This is a genomic window from Haladaptatus caseinilyticus (genome assembly GCF_026248685.1).
In the GTDB taxonomy this organism is placed as follows: domain Archaea; phylum Halobacteriota; class Halobacteria; order Halobacteriales; family Haladaptataceae; genus Haladaptatus; species Haladaptatus caseinilyticus.
The window spans coordinates 46158-60781 of record NZ_CP111038.1 but is presented as its reverse complement, the minus strand read 5'-3'; the positions used below and the strand labels follow the sequence as shown (position 1 = coordinate 60781).

18 protein-coding genes and 1 pseudogene are annotated in these 14624 nt (G+C 50.9%); 10 read left to right on the top strand and 9 right to left on the bottom strand.

All coding sequences use genetic code 11. The annotated features are described in order from the left end of the window. Positions 1-25: 25 nt before the first annotated feature. From OOF89_RS16545 to OOF89_RS16535, 3 genes are read right to left on the bottom strand one after another with little or no spacing between them, the layout of a single operon-like run. Positions 26-2245 carry a VirB4 family type IV secretion system protein gene (locus OOF89_RS16545; protein ID WP_266080721.1) on the bottom strand — a complete coding sequence of 740 codons (2220 nt, stop codon included), beginning with the start codon at positions 2243-2245 and terminating at the stop codon, positions 26-28. 2 nt (positions 2246-2247) lie between these two features. Then, on the bottom strand, positions 2248-3288 hold the full coding sequence (locus OOF89_RS16540) for a hypothetical protein (protein WP_266080719.1): 1041 nt from the start codon (positions 3286-3288) through the stop codon (positions 2248-2250). 6 nt (positions 3289-3294) lie between these two features. Then, positions 3295-3684, bottom strand: a complete 390-nt coding sequence (locus tag OOF89_RS16535; RefSeq protein WP_266080718.1) for a hypothetical protein — start codon at positions 3682-3684, stop codon at positions 3295-3297. Between the two features lie 199 nt (positions 3685-3883). Between OOF89_RS16535 and OOF89_RS16530 the strand changes: the two genes are divergently transcribed. The 3 genes and pseudogenes from OOF89_RS16530 to OOF89_RS16520 all read left to right on the top strand — a co-directional run. Continuing rightward, entirely contained in the window at positions 3884-4423 is a 540-nt protein-coding gene (locus OOF89_RS16530) for a DUF7342 family protein (protein ID WP_266080717.1), read from the top strand. Between the two features lie 56 nt (positions 4424-4479). Then, a complete protein-coding gene (locus OOF89_RS16525) occupies positions 4480-4866 on the top strand; it encodes a hypothetical protein (protein ID WP_266080716.1) in 387 nt (128 codons plus the stop codon). Positions 4867-4912: 46 nt separating this feature from the next. Next, positions 4913-5156: pseudogene (locus OOF89_RS16520) on the top strand (polysaccharide deacetylase family protein); the annotation flags it as partial. 493 nt (positions 5157-5649) lie between these two features. Here the strand turns inward: OOF89_RS16520 and OOF89_RS16515 are convergent. The 3 genes from OOF89_RS16515 to OOF89_RS16505 all read right to left on the bottom strand — a co-directional run bounded on the left by OOF89_RS16515 (position 5650) and on the right by OOF89_RS16505 (position 8062). After that, entirely contained in the window at positions 5650-5955 is a 306-nt protein-coding gene (locus tag OOF89_RS16515; RefSeq protein ID WP_266080715.1) for a DUF7521 family protein, read from the bottom strand. Next, on the bottom strand, positions 5955-6269 hold the full coding sequence (locus OOF89_RS16510; protein WP_266080739.1) for a winged helix-turn-helix domain-containing protein: 315 nt from the start codon (positions 6267-6269) through the stop codon (positions 5955-5957). The genes OOF89_RS16515 and OOF89_RS16510 overlap by 1 nt, the downstream gene beginning before the upstream one ends. 398 nt (positions 6270-6667) lie before the next feature. Then, positions 6668-8062 carry an FG-GAP repeat protein gene (locus OOF89_RS16505; protein WP_266080713.1) on the bottom strand — a complete coding sequence of 465 codons (1395 nt, stop codon included), beginning with the start codon at positions 8060-8062 and terminating at the stop codon, positions 6668-6670. A gap of 200 nt (positions 8063-8262) precedes the next feature. Between OOF89_RS16505 and OOF89_RS16500 the strand changes: the two genes are divergently transcribed. The 3 genes from OOF89_RS16500 (at position 8263) to OOF89_RS16490 (ending at position 9949) form a co-directional block, all read left to right on the top strand. Next, positions 8263-8421: a hypothetical protein gene (locus tag OOF89_RS16500; RefSeq protein ID WP_266080711.1), complete on the top strand. Its 159-nt coding sequence runs from the start codon at positions 8263-8265 to the stop codon at positions 8419-8421. Positions 8422-8823: 402 nt separating this feature from the next. Further along, positions 8824-8946, top strand: coding sequence for a hypothetical protein (locus OOF89_RS16495; protein WP_266080709.1), 123 nt, complete (start codon positions 8824-8826; stop codon positions 8944-8946). A gap of 394 nt (positions 8947-9340) precedes the next feature. After that, positions 9341-9949 (top strand): ArsR/SmtB family transcription factor, encoded by a 609-nt coding sequence (locus OOF89_RS16490; RefSeq protein ID WP_266080707.1) that lies wholly within the window; start codon positions 9341-9343, stop codon positions 9947-9949. 508 nt (positions 9950-10457) lie between these two features. Here OOF89_RS16490 and OOF89_RS16485 read toward each other — a convergent pair. The 3 genes from OOF89_RS16485 to OOF89_RS16475 form a co-directional block, all read right to left on the bottom strand. Further along, positions 10458-10991, bottom strand: a complete 534-nt coding sequence (locus tag OOF89_RS16485) for an immunoglobulin-like domain-containing protein (protein ID WP_266080705.1) — start codon at positions 10989-10991, stop codon at positions 10458-10460. A 185-nt stretch (positions 10992-11176) separates the two neighbouring features. Then, the gene (locus OOF89_RS16480; protein ID WP_266080703.1) at positions 11177-11716 is read right to left on the bottom strand and encodes a DUF389 domain-containing protein; all 540 of its coding nucleotides are present in this window, start codon (positions 11714-11716) and stop codon (positions 11177-11179) included. Further along, the gene (locus OOF89_RS16475) at positions 11694-12179 is read right to left on the bottom strand and encodes a DUF389 domain-containing protein (RefSeq protein WP_266080701.1); all 486 of its coding nucleotides are present in this window, start codon (positions 12177-12179) and stop codon (positions 11694-11696) included. The genes OOF89_RS16480 and OOF89_RS16475 overlap by 23 nt, the downstream gene beginning before the upstream one ends. Positions 12180-12328: 149 nt before the next feature. On the opposite strand from OOF89_RS16475, the gene OOF89_RS16470 reads away from it, so the two are divergent. The 4 genes from OOF89_RS16470 (at position 12329) to OOF89_RS24780 (ending at position 14601) form a co-directional block, all read left to right on the top strand. After that, positions 12329-12604, top strand: coding sequence for a winged helix-turn-helix domain-containing protein (locus OOF89_RS16470; protein ID WP_266080699.1), 276 nt, complete (start codon positions 12329-12331; stop codon positions 12602-12604). 60 nt (positions 12605-12664) lie between these two features. After that, the gene (locus OOF89_RS16465; RefSeq protein ID WP_266080697.1) at positions 12665-12970 is read left to right on the top strand and encodes a hypothetical protein; all 306 of its coding nucleotides are present in this window, start codon (positions 12665-12667) and stop codon (positions 12968-12970) included. Positions 12971-13121: 151 nt separating this feature from the next. After that, positions 13122-13868: a ferritin-like domain-containing protein gene (locus OOF89_RS16460; protein WP_266080695.1), complete on the top strand. Its 747-nt coding sequence runs from the start codon at positions 13122-13124 to the stop codon at positions 13866-13868. Between the two features lie 100 nt (positions 13869-13968). Beyond that, positions 13969-14601 carry a DUF7344 domain-containing protein gene (locus tag OOF89_RS24780; RefSeq protein ID WP_456071288.1) on the top strand — a complete coding sequence of 211 codons (633 nt, stop codon included), beginning with the start codon at positions 13969-13971 and terminating at the stop codon, positions 14599-14601. Positions 14602-14624: the final 23 nt, after the last annotated feature.

The window sequence follows — 14624 nt, the reverse complement described above, 5'->3', positions numbered from 1 at the left end:
GAATTGATTCCTGTAATTTCGTGCGTTAGCTGGTGGGTGGTGTGGATTCGCGAGCCTGCTCGAGCAGAGACTGAGGAATGTCGTACTCTGCGGCGCGTCCGTCCGCAAGCAAGTAGGAAACATCGCTCGTGTCGAGCGCATTCTGCTCAATCAAGTACTCCCACGGATCGAGATCCTCATCGAGCACATGGACGGCAAACTCATCGACATGCAACTGAATGCGTTTCTTCCAGTCGTTGACAAGCAGCAAGCTCTCGGAGTGAGTTCCGTCTTCGCCAGTCTGTGCAGAAGCGATGAATCGCTGTTCGTTGTGGGTAAGGTCGTGGGCAGCGATCATCTCCTCGCTCACCGATTCGTGCCGGAAAATCTGCTTGATATTACAAAGGTTGTAGATCTCGCGAGCTTTCTCGAGTGCGTCTGCAGACTGTTCGGTGGACTCAACGAGGAACTCATCCACCGTTTGCGAGATCAGCGTCAGGCCGGTGTTGAAGTGCCGACTATGCCGGATGAACAGGTCGATCAAATCCGTCGTGGCGGCCCGACGTAAGAGATAATGGGCCTCATCGATCGTCACCTGTGTCCGGCGATTACTGCTTTGAGCCCGCTGATAGATCCAGTCGAACATCACGTGCATGAACAGCGGCGCTTGCCCCGTATCGGAGAACATCGACATATCGATGGTCACAAGCCGATTATCGAGTTCGACGTTCGTCCGCCCGTTCAGATTCGCGTTCTCACCGCCTTCCTGAAAGGCTTCCAATCCGAGCAACAGCTGATAGGCGAGCCGCTCGTCCGTCTCTCGGAACCGATCGGCGATGTCCTGTACTTTCGGAGCAACTCGCCGTTTGTCGGCATCAGGATGATAGTCGAGGAACTCAGTGGGATCATCGCCATCGGTGATGTGTTCGAGAATATCGATGATATCTCCGATAATCGGGCTCGTGTTTTCGTGCGTGGCTGGGTCTTCGGTAATGCCGTACTGGTAATAGGAAAGCAAGACGGCACGTCGAAGAATCCCCTCTTGTTCATTTGAGAGGGCTTGGCCGTCACCCGAAGCAAAATGCAGTCGGAATAACTCCATCACTGATCGGTACTTCTTGAGGAAGGGATCTTCGACGACGTCGTCGATCCCACGTCGAATTTCGAGTGGGTTGATCGTGTTCTGGCCACCAAAGCGGATCACTTGCCCACCAAGATCTTCGGCGAAATCCACGAAATCCGCGAGTGGATCCAGGACAAGAAGTTCGATTTCGGGATCCATCATCATGCGATGGAACATCTCGTACTTCTCGGCGAACGTCTTCCCTGAGCCCATCTCACCAGCAATCACCTTCGAATACGAGGAGAATCGGTAGCGATCGAGGAGAACGGGGGTATGCGTCCCGTCGAACCCGTAATAGACACCCTCGTCATCGGCCAGTGCAGGCTCAATGAATGGGAACATCGTCCCAACAGCCGTCTCCTGCATGAGTTGGGTCGCCTTGATCGGATCATTTCCGAGCGGTGCGAGGGCATCTTGTGACTCGACCTGCCGCTTCTCAAGGGGGACTGCCTCGGTATTCGCTTTGGCGATGATCTCCAAGGCACGCTCAGTCGCCTCGTTCAATTCCTGCTTCGAATCGGCGATGATCTCGAAGTAGATCGCGAAGGTGAACAGCTTCGTCTCGCCGCGAATGATATCCCAAATGAGATCGGAGACGGCCTCATGATCGGATTCGAGTTCGTGAGTATCACTCTGATTTTTCTCGTCTTTTCGATAGAGCCGAGCACGGAGCTGTGTGAGTCGATTGCGGAGTTTTCGTAAAATCTCGTGTGAATCACGCGGCCGGATGTGCTGTGTGACTCGAATATTGTCGTGTGTCGTGTAGAGGTCGTCAAGCCACCCGAGCGGAACACGCTCGGGATACCCATGGATCGTCATCGTGCGGACGTACTGGCCACCACGAACCATGTATCCCGACTCTAGGAGCCCTGATTCCTCGGAGATCTCGTGTGGGGCGATGATATCCCGGTCGGCGAGCGAGCGTTCTGTCTCGTCTTGAAGTACACCGAGACGAATCTCACCGTCCTCGGAATTTTCGAGTTCAAGGAGATATCTCGCTTGGGCTTGGATATTTTCCTTGGACAACTCGTCGCCATTCGCTTCGAGGATGGCGGTCGCTCGGTCGAAGGTCTCGTCATCGATCTCATCCAGTCCCGGCTCACTTTCGAAGCCAGGAATGAGTGATCGGAGGCGAGAGCCCATCGTTAGATCTCCCCCTCGGAGAATGTCGCGTGATCAAATTTGTCAAACTCGGGTTTCACGTGATTGTAGTAGTGGTACAGAATCTCCATCGTCTCCTGGCGAGTGCTGACTAATTCAGTCGCGACGTCCGTTCGCCCAAGCTTGTCGATCACACGCCGCTGGCGATTGTGCACTTCCCGGATGCACAGTTCGGTTTCTGCCTTCTCGTGGTTCTTGACCCATGGAAGGTGTTTGAGAATGTTTGCGCCAGCAGAGCCGATAAGTGGGAGTGTACTCAGCTGGTTGAGGACGCTCCCGGTATCCAGATTTGTTGTGACCTGTGTGGCGTTGACGCGGATGACAATGTAGTAGTCTCGAGTCTTGATTCCAGAGCCGTCGATGTTGTCCTGTGCCCATTGGATGTAGTAGCGGCGTCCATACTGCAAAATCGGAGACTGGCCGCGTGCAGCGACGCTTGTGCCACCGCGAATGAACTTGTTGTAGTGTTCACCGAGGTCGAACTCCCGGGGATAGCACGGAATGGCGATCGACCAATCAAGTGCCATCAGAAACGAAATGTAGTCGCTCATCACCTGCCGGCGTTGCTCATAGTTGAGCGTCAGCCAGTTTCGCGGCTTGACTTTCACGAGTCCAATATAATCGTCACCATCGACCGCGATACCGTCATCACGAACATAGTCAAAGCCGAGTTGCGCTTGTGTCGTCGTTTTCTTGTTGATTTTGTCCTCAAGGTGGAACTGGTCTCGAGCCCGTGCTTCGTCACGCGCCGTTGGAAGGTCCGTGTCGATGTCTGCAAGGGCGGCATCCATCGCTCGGAGAACGTCCAAATCTGATTCAGGCCGTTCCGCATCGGTTTTGGATGCGTGATCGGCTATCCCGAGCGCTGTCCGTACCGTAGGGCCATCAGCGGATGACTGAGTGGTTGACTCATCTGGTGCTGACGTGGAATCAGATTCAGTCGTCTCGGTCTCTGCTTCGTCTTGCGTGCCATCCTGTCCAGTAGTGGCTGTCGAGGTGTCGGTGGCAGGCGGTGGTGAATCCATGGTGAATTACTGATGGGAGTCGTGGTCGTCTTCCGCTTCGATTGTCTCGATGTCGAGCCCAGCGTGGCGGACACCAACCACATCTTGGGTTTTCGTCGTTTCCGCGTCGGGTCGTATCCGGCGATTGCGGTAGGTGGTCGTACCGAGGTAGTAGTGTACACAGGCTCGCGCGTAGCTCAGCGGCCGCTGTGCAGCAGGCGTGATGAGGAGAATCACCACACCGAGAGCAAGCGCAATTCCGGTGGCAATGAGAAAGAGATCGCCTGAGGCGCCGAGACTCTGGGCAATGCCCAGACCGAGAAACGGAATGACGAGTGCTTCGCCAATATCACGGGCAGTCAGACCAAAAATGAGCTTTGTATTGATGATCTGGCCGGCGATTGGGAACGTTTCCATTTGATATTATCTTATGCTATGACTAGTTAATAATTACTCTAAATGTCGATTTTTGATTTGATTCTCACCAACACTAAGGTATTATTCTAACCACGATACGTCCCACAAGAGCCGATGTACACCAGTTCCCCCGTAACGCAACAAAACGAGATAATTAGCCGGAGAAAGAATTATCTCGCTTAAGCATCTATACGCTAGTATGTCGACTGACCCACCGTTCTCAGATCGTCCACCGATCGATGACCTCGAATCGGTCTTCACTGACACTCCCTCGACCGAAGAACGCATCTACAGTCTCCTCGTGCAGAACACGGGCGGTGTGAGTGCGCCAGACGTCGCCGAGCAACTCTCGTGTTCAACAGACACCGCTCGCAAGTATCTCAACTGGTTCACTGAACTCGGCGTCGCGACCAAACGCGACGGCCGACCAGTCCGGTATGAACGTAACACAGAATATTTCGAATGGCGGTATGTGAGTGAACTCGCCAATACCCATTCACTGGAGGACCTTAGAGGGAATGTGCTCGAAATTCGGGATCAGCTCACAACGTTCCGTGATCGCTATGACGCCGATACACCAGCCAGCATCGACGTCGTCGAGGCGGCCGATCGCCTCGATATTGATCTCGAAGAAGCGTGGGACGATCTTTCGACATGGGCGAGCCTCAAGGAAGAACTGCGACTCCACGACCGCGCTCGCCGTCGTCTCAGTGACCGCGCTGAAGCGAGCGCTGACTAACGATGGGTTCTCACGACGCGCATACTCCTGTCGGGAGTGTTGACCGCACAATCCTTATGAGTATCAAACAGCGCTTGGATACCGCGGCCTACATCGGCACCACTACCATCTCGTTGAAACACGGGAAACCGACGCTCACGGCGACATTCATCCAAGACTATTTTCCACCGGACGTCGAGGACGCCTACTACGATATTCGCTGGTACACGAGTGGCGACTTCGAACTGCATTATCAAGAGAACTGGAGCGACGAACGAGGATGGAAACGCCGGTGGGACAAGCATCCCCGGGATGGCAAGCGAACCCACTACCATCGCCCACCAGATGCCGGTCACCCACCCGAACCAGCCGAGTTCCCGGACAATTACTACGAGATGCTTCGGTACATCGACGAGCAAACGCTTGCCCATATCAAAGAACATCCACTCCTCGAGATGGACTGAGTGCTGTTACTCGCTCTGTCTATAGGTGGGAATACCACCGACGTATTATGGGTTTGATCCGCTTGTACTTCCTCGAACGATTGGTGAGAACCTCAATATTGCAAAGCGTGCGGTTTCTCTTGCGGCTGAGCACCGCCAATGTACGATACTCAATTTCCATCATTTTGATTCCAGCAATACGATGGGAGTACATGATTATAAAAAAACTCCTTGCGTATATCGATCATACAGCGGGTATCGAAGTTATTACGTTCTCAGATCTATGGGATATACGGCGAAACAAAACCTGAGAATATTCTAATTTTACGGATACTTTCCAATCCACATTTCGTGAAATCGAACTAATTCAATAGACGAACTTCAATGCGAGCCCATGTTTTGTAATCCTCTCGCTGGGGTAAATGGTATTAGTATTTCTCCGAGAGTAGCGACTCGCCCGTTCTCCACTTCCGCTTTTGAAATTAGGAATGTCGCTTCTCACGGTTGCGCAGTTCACGGCGTCAGAATTGCAGTGTTGTGCCTTTGCTGACTACGAAATCACAGTCTCGCCACCGTACGAGGAGACAGTGTTGACCATAACAGGTCCCGATGAAACGCGACAAATGTTCCGCGACGGGATGGTCGACCAACTTGAGGTCGAGACGGATTAGCCACCAACTTGATCCAGAATATGAAACGGACGAACCTCACGACACTGCAATTGGACACGACGCTGTCAATCCGTAGCGTAACTAGCGCCACATACAATATCAATATTATGATTAAATTGGTTTGAGTACAGTATTATTTAGAATGGAGTGAGTAGAGAAGAATCCCGATTCCGGTAGCTTCGGATGCTCTTGAGGCGATGGTTGTATAATCAATAGCTGGAGATGCAGGAGTGACAAATCGTGCGAAAATAGGAAGTAGCATCTCGATGATACTTGGTATAACAGTGATGAATAGTAGCCCAATAGCGAGCAACAGCATCGCCCGGCTGTCATTGCGACGGGCGCCTTGATAAGCTCGCCAAATGATGCTGAAACCAAGGACAATGACGAGTAAGGCAAGACCATTGTTGACGACTGTGATAACATCAATCTGTGACATTAAATCCCCTCCCAAACATCGGTAAATCGATCCGCGGGGTGATCACTCCGGTTTATTCTAATAGAAAATTGGTCATCTGTTAGGTCAACTATAACGCGATCGAGTCGCGCTTGGTAGATCCCTCGATGATGTCCATCTGCATCGATATCAGTTGTTTCTGAGAGAAGGTTGAGTGATTGCAATTGCTCGATTCGCCGATAGACTGTTGGACGTGAAATGTCGAGTGTAGCTGCGAGTTGTGGTGCTGACATGGGTTGGGTGTTCGTTAACTTGAGGATGGCCCGTGCGTATTCATCATCAAGGATGGCGAACATATCAGCGGGGGCATGATCCTCAGGCACGCTTGAAACAACTACTGAACAGGGTATAAAAAGCAGTGCACTGTTTCTGTGCCTGTAACACTGAATCCTAATTTATAAACGTCTCTCGTGTCGTTTCTCCTGCAGGCCCTTGCCTTCCCTTCTGGCGCCCCTCCTTTCTAGATGTGTATCAGTAACTGTATCACCCACCCTTGTGCACTTCCAGTATTTCAAATCGGAACATCGCTAGATTTTGTGATTCGCTGAGAACATGGTGGTGCTCCCAACCACTGCCGTTTATGACTTTAGATGGAAGTGCCCGCTGGCACTCATTCTCTGGAACGGGTTTATTTTATCAAGATGAATGGAGTAACCCACGTCAGTAGTTGATTTGACTAGCTTGGTCAGTCCGGCTATTCTTCGTATATGTACGCTGATCCCGCATGAGTCCATTCAAACCCGTTTTCATCAAAAGATGCTCCAATAAGGGCCGTTTCGCCACCAGAGTCGAGAGCAACTGACAGTCCGAAACGATCATTTTCGTCACCATCATCTGCGATAAGCTTAGTCATTTGGCTCCACTCATCATTGCGCTTCGCAAAGATATACGCCGAGCCAGAAACAGCCCCGTTGTCATCGTCTTCGGAAGCCCCAATGAGGGCGGTCTCCCCACGGTCGTCAAGTGCAACCGAACTGCCAAAACTGTCGCCTGGGTCGCCATCATCTGCGGTGAGGGTGGTTATCTTGCGCCACCCTTCATCAGTCTGCGTAAAGATATATGCCGGACTCCTCTCCGACGACTCGTGATTATCATCAACGGAAGCCCCAATGATGGCAGTTTTGCCACCGCAATCAAGGGCAACTGAACGACCGAAGGCGACGACATAATCACAATCACCTGCGGTGAGTTTAGCCGTCTGAATCCACTCATCACAATCTTTGGCAAAGATGTATGCCGCACCCGAGTTACTCCTGTTTTCATCGTCACGATAATCCCCAATGAGTGCAGTCCTGCCATCATTGTCGAGTGCGACTGACCCACCGAATGAATCGTGATTAGTCTCATCATCTGCGGTGAGCTTAGCCGTCTGACTCCACCCTGTATTAGTCTTCTTAAACATGTACGCTGCGCCCGAATAACCCCCGTCGGGGTCGCCAATGGAAGCACCAATGAGTACAGTTTTGCCGTTGCACGCAAAGGCAACTGAAAGACCAAAGGCGTAAACCGGATTGTCTTCATCTACGGTGAGTTTGGCCGTCTGGTTCCACCTATTATCAGCCTTCGTAAAGAGATATGCTGAATCTGTGTTACGGCCATTGGCTGTAACAAGGGCGGTTTTACCATCGTCATCGAGTGCCACCGACCAACCGAAAATGTCGCGTTCATCCGCATCATCTGCGGTGAGTTTAGCTGTTTGGCTCCACTCCGAATTCATCTGCGTGAAGATGTAGGCTGCGCCCGAGTCCTCCCCGTTGTCGTCGTTATTAAATGCTCCAATGAGTGCAGTTTCACCATCGCTGTCAAGGGAGACGGAATAACCAAATCTGTCGTCTTCAGCATTATCAGTGGGGACGAGTTTGACGAGTTGCTCCTCGACGTCGGTTTCCAAGCTATCACGAGTGTTCGAGGTTTTTAATTGGCCAGCAGGTGTAGTCGAGTTCTTTCCTCCGGCAACACCTCCGAGTCCAAGAGAAACAGCCCCGCAGAGTCCAGCAAAGAATGATCGACGGTCAACGGGTATGCGGGATTCGGATTTGTCTGCGTTGGTGAGCGGTGCGGTCTCATGTTGGTTATCGCGAGATCTCATAGTTTGAAGCTAAAACCTTCTGTAATAAGTTTTGTGATAGTGGAAGGTGCCGGAATTTCAGATCCAGAATTCGGAATTTTCCAACATTTGGTCACTGGTATTTTCGCGCACCGGTATACAGTTATTACAGTAAATTATTCGAGAATATTTTCCCTCCAGGGGGGCTCACCCCTATTATAGTGCTGATCTGTCTATTCTCTATGAATCACGACCTCGTTTCGTATGGGCGCAATGAACTATTCAAAGAGGTATCCGAGGAAATCGCCGAACTCTGCGATACATCACAGAAAGATGCCGAGCTGATGGCAAGCAAAGTGTTGAGTCGTGCGTACAGCCAAATCAAGTTAGTCGGGCTCTAGATTGATGGTAAGCGAGCACTCTACCATTGGGATACGTCGAATCCACCCGCATTTGCGTCGTTAGTACCGTTTAACGAACGCGAAGTGGACAGCAAGAATGCAGTTATCGTGTAGCGATCTTCTGATGAAGATCAGTCGGATGAGTTTGAAACATGGCTCAAGCCACAAATCAACGGGTTGGACTGGATTCACTCGGACTATTTGTCCGTAGAATAGCGATTATCTACTGATTTGTACACCCGTCGCGAGCGCTGTCCGCTTGTGGCGACCGTGTAGAGTCATACAATAGATAGAGCTGTAGACACAGGCTAAAGGCTAAATTTCTGATTGGCATTACATTCACTTAGCAGTCTTTTTCAGAATAGGGTTATCTTTTAATTGGAAGATGAGAGACTTGTACTCATGTTCGATGAAGAAGGAGATGTCTTTCTCTCTGACGAGCCGATCGAGTCGGTTGACCAGGACAAATTTCAGCATCGAGAATATGTCGACGCGCTTGAACAGATACTGGAGATGAGACGGTAATCGAAGCCACACTTTTAATAGTGTTAGAACTTATTTTAATCATGACTGCAGACCGCCAATCACTCTACTTCGCAGCCATCATCGGGTTATTAGGGATTGTTATCACGCAGAATATCGATTGGAGAAATCTGGCGATTTTCGGCGAGTATATTCTGTCATCCCCACTCACAGCTCTTGCCCGGATAGGTTCGCACCCCGAGTGGCTGATTCCCTGCGTGTTTGCACTAATCGGGGTGAGCGCCATTGTCTTTGGACTGTATACATTCACCACCACAGCATACCACGTCTCTCGAACTCACGAAAGGCGACGATTAGAACGGAAATAGAATTGGACCATTCATCGATCAAACAAACATACAGATATTTAAGATGACTCACTGGTTACAGACGTACGATGAGCGACCTCCTCCGCAAACTCTCAGGAACCCGCTCCCAACCAACCCAAGACGGTCTCCTCTGCGATCTTGCCGATGATTCTGGTGCTGCGGTCTTTAGTGTGCTCTCGTCAGAAACAGCACGCGCAATCTATCTTTATTTGCAGGACGAACCCGCCACGGCCACGGAAATAGCCGAGCATGCCGATACCTCAATCCAAAATGCGCAGTACCATCTCAAAAACCTCATCGAGGCAGAGTTAATCGAGATGGTTGATACGGAGTACTCTTCGCGAGGAAGTGAAATGCATGTTTATGCGGCGACTGACGATCCATTGATTATTGTGAGTGGCTCGGAGAGCCGACTCGAAAAAGTACGTTCACGACTCTCGGATCTTCTGGGCGGAATTGGCCTCTTGCTCGGGGGAAGTCTTGTGGTTGAGTGGTTGGCCCAACGTGAGTATCTAACAACAGAATCATCAACGGTTGGGCTCCTCAGTCTCGCAAGCAATACTTCAGAGCCTCATTCATCCCTCTGGGTACCACCGGGATTGATTTTCTTTGCTGGCGGACTTACGGTCTTAATCGGAGTTGCGCTATGGCGAACACTCCATCATAGCAATCGGTAAAATTGGGATTTGAGTGTACGCCAGACCTTTGATACAAACAAGAATAGAAGCAGGCATGCAGAGACTCAGTGCTCGTCTAATCGGTGTCTTTTGGGTGCTGATCGGAGTGCGACTGATTCCAATGACGTTGGGCGCAGAAACCGGGACACTACAGCTTTGTCGAGCGTATGAGCCTGATTTTCTACAGATTGATCTCAGTCGTGCACGACTTTCAGGAGTTGATGTGCGAACAATGACGGTGTCATGGTTCGATGGATGTAACTTGCATGGTTCTCCCTTTCTGCCCCTTCTTTTTGCGCTCTTTTTGATTATTGGCGGATCACTCTTGATCGGTAGTCCGACGATTCGGAGCAAGCTCTGAAGTTGCGTCTGGAGTACTTAGACACAAATTGAGAGAGGTACCGGAAGAGGCCCATTTCATTCATGATTTTGTGGAGGGTCAGCCGAGTGGGTTAGTATACTATACTAACTTCGATAATACACCTACTGACTCCAGAGCATATCTCTGTTAATCATTCGATCGCACACGAAAGTCGGTTGCCAAGAAGGGGTTTGTTCCGAGGATTACGAATCGATAGAGCCCAGTGGTCAAGTCGTATTGAACCGTTTTTGTCTCACTGAGCGTTTCAAGTGCAGAGCGTGTCAGTGTCACCTTCTCAGTGAAGGATTTGCCAGAGGGAAGGATGGATGCGCAGAGGAGGACGCCGTCACTTGTTGACCAAAGCAGTTCACGCCAGCGACCGTTTATCTGCTGTTGAAGCGTCCATGGATTATGACATCCGAGCGTGATTTCGGTCGCACTCGTGTTTGTGATGGTAAATTCGACAGTATCACCGAGCGCTACTGGCTGATCTGGGCCTGAAAGCCGTATTTGATCGTGTTCGTACGTGATCGAGTCACCCAGAACATCTAGATCATTATCGTACAGCTCGGTGAGTGGTTGGCCATTCTTCTTGCGCCCTAATGCCGAACAGCCAGCGAGTGGGATAGCGGTAATCCCGGTAAGGTGGAGGAGTTTCCGACGCGACCATCGACGGTTCATAGCGATAAGCAGTTTCTTCTCCGGTAAATATCTTCTACAGACTGAAATTCCTCTTGTAGTGTTGAGAGTCCCAAATTGATGCATGAGCTCCACGAACTAAGCACAGATCGATTCGGGGATCCCGGGGGGTAACCTACTTCTGCTTATACTGCCCACAGGAAGTAAATCCGCTAAATCGGCCAAATTCAAGAAACCGACCTCGCTACCGTCGCACGTACGAGAGTACAAGAATCCCATGGTGAGTACCGCAACTCGTTTGAGTGTGTACGCCGGACGAGATCTTCTTCGAACCAGTGATCAGGCCGATAGCCACGTATCCAAAGCACGGCTAAGCTGGCGAAGTTGATCGAGAGAATGTTGACCAACACGAGAATTCCAGCACTGACGGCAAGCACGGAATCACCATAGGAGATTCCGAGGCCGACCGCAGCAGTCAGTGGAATGAGAGCGGCCGCAATCATCACTCCAACCAACGGTGCACTTGCGCCTGCAGTGAGTGAAATCGCACCAGCTGCTCCTGAGCCGAGCGCAACAACGAGTGAAAGCGCACCTGGATTGACGCGTGCCGCAACTTCACCGAGCGCTCGAATGTCGATATTTGGGAACAGAGTAAGTTTTGCAACCACTGCAAACACTGTCGCACTGGTTATCGCAATGACTAGGCCGAGAAACTGGGCTTTCACTCCTTCGCGAAACAACTCGTTATCGTTGACGAATACTCCCAACACTTGCCCCGACAGTTGGTCCAAGTAGGGGAGCGATCACCATACTGTCGACGACAACAGCAGCACTGTCAGTCAGTAGACCAGCAGCGGCGACGACAGTGCTGATGATCGTGAACAGCATGAAATTTGGGGTGAACGCAGACATCTCTGCTGCCTGTGCTCGGAGTTCGTCGCGTGAGATTAGAGTAACATCGATTAGTCCATTGTCATCGGCTTCTGTTTCAGGTTGCTGAAACAGGATTGCTTTGACATCAGTAACGATAGCGTAGCCATCACGCTCGATGCCGACACTACGAAAGGCATCTAACAGATCCTCTACTTCGTCCGTTTCGACGGGAGTTGCGATAACAGCAGTATAGTCTCGATCAGACGTCTCGGCGGTGAGAGTAAAATTAAGATCCCGCTGTTCAAGAATCCGGCAGACAATATCCTGCTTGTCCTGCGGGATCGTTAGTTGAATCAATCGTATCCGTGTAAAGGAGGCTTTCGGCAGTATCTGTATAGAACTATGCTTTTAAATCTCTATGATTTTGACACCCTCCAGACAGCCAGTCATCGTTATACAGTAACTTGTTCGATAGTTTTACCACCCTTGTTTGTTTGTCTCCAGTAATGGAGGGTGTTTTATGGTACGTGTTTACCGGAACCCGCGGGGGGCCCAATCGCGTTCGTATTGTCCGCGCCCTCCGAGAACAACCTCGTAACGCGAATCAACTCGCTGAGGAGTTAGATCTCGATTATAAGACGGTCCGTCATCATCTAGATGTCCTTTTGGAGAACAATATCCTGGATCGTGGTGGGGATGGGTATGGCGCGATCTACCTGATTAGTGATCAAGCAACGCAACACTGGGAAACTATTGAGCGAATTAGTGAGCAGATGGGTTAAACTATGGTTGAAATTGGGAAAGCATGTAACCGTGTCCGAAACCGAGGGAGGAATAGATAGATGGCAATCTGGATCGACTCACTGCGGCTCACCATCGGTGTCAATCTCCTGCTGATACTGGGATTGCTCTCGATCTGGGGCCGGAACTTCCTCCAATTTCGCTCAAAGCATACGCTTGGGCTTTTTGTGTTTGGGTTAATGTTGCTCTCGGAGAACCTCTTAGCACTGTATTTCTTCCAGTTTGATCCCGTTCTACACGTGTGGTTTTCGGCGGAAATGCCGATGATTGCCCAGCGAGCGATTATGCTCATCCGGATCTTTGAGACGATCGGACTCGTCTTTCTGATCTGGATCACCTGGGACTGAGATCGCTGTTTCTGCTCGGGTTGCGTGTCGAATTATAATCCATCTGGCTTCTGGAAGTGATATTGGGTTGAATTTGGGTGAGAATCCGGAAATCGTTCTTGTAGGACATGCCTGTATCTAAGCCTGTACCAGACGGGTACAGTGATCGATCATGACCCAGGATCCACAGAACAAGCCAGACACCAAAGGCATCGAACAGGCCAATACCAGCATGCGCGAACAACTCAGTTCTCGCCGTACATTTCTCGCTGGCACTGCAGCCGTCGGGGCAGCAGGTGTAACCGGCTTCGGCATGGGGACGGCCGGTGCGGATGAGCACGAATCGAGCGGTGATGAAAGCAATAGCGGTAGTGACAGCAGCTCCGGAGACAATAGCATGAACGACATCGACATTCTGAATTACGCACTGACCCTCGAACACCTCGAAGCAACCTTCTACCAGGAAGGCCTCGAGAAATTCTCCGCTGACGACTTCATGAATGCCGATCTGGGCTGTGGCGTCTGTGATGAAGTAAAAGAACAGATCCCAGAACAGGTCAAAGTCGTTGGGCAGCACGAAGCAGCCCACGTTGACCAGCTCACTGCAGTGATTAACGACCTCGGTGGCGAGCCCGTCGCAACCGCTGAGTACGACTTCGGCTACGAGACGCCCGCTGAATTCTTGGGCGTGGCGATGGCCCTCGAGAACACGGGTGTGGCCGCCTACGCAGGTGCAGCGCCGTCGATCCAGAACAGTGACTTGCTCTCGGCGGCACTCTCGATTCACAGTGTCGAGGCTCGCCACGCGGCTGTGTTCAACGGCGTGAATATGGAGTCGCCGTATCCGAACGCCTTCGACGAGGCCAAATCCATGGAGGAAGTCAAGAAGATCGCTGGTCAGTTCATCGTCTCGGAATAAGACACCTAACAGGATCCGATTACAGGATTCCTGTTGGTGCGATAAAACGAGCACACCCCCTTTTCACGAAAGCGAATAAGATTAAAGATAGGATTAGCACATGAGCACGACCCCCGAGACAAACAAAACAGACGATGGTGATCTATTTTCTGACGAAGCGAGTGCGACCCACCAGCTTTCGAAAGATACGATTTATCATCTCCTACAAGTCCAACGCCGTCGATATGCACTCCAGTATCTTCAGGGGACAACAGAGCCAGTCGTAATGCGGGATCTCGCGGAGCAAGTCGCTGCCCGGGAACATGGAACAGTGGTCGAGAATCTCCAATCAAAGGAGCGTCAGCGAACCTATATCAGTCTCTATCAATCACATCTCCCGAAGCTCGACAAGGAGGGAGTGATTGAGTACGATCAAACCAATGGTCTGGTAACCCGAACGGACACCGCCACTCAATGTGATCCGTATCTTATAGCATGTCAAACACAGCAAACTATCCCAGAAGCAACCGAGTCTGAGTTGAGCACAACTCCAAGTCGGTGGTGGATACAATGGTACTGGAGTGTAGCGATAGTCAGTTGTAGCCTTCTAATAATTACTGCTGTTGATGTTTCCGTTGGTACACAGTTATCTGAGCAACTGGTGTTGACCATTACTGTTCTCCTCTTTGGGCTAGTTACAGGAGGATACCACGTGAGTCAACAGCGATCAGATTCAGTCACGATGCAAAACTAACCAGGGTGGATTGAACAAACGCT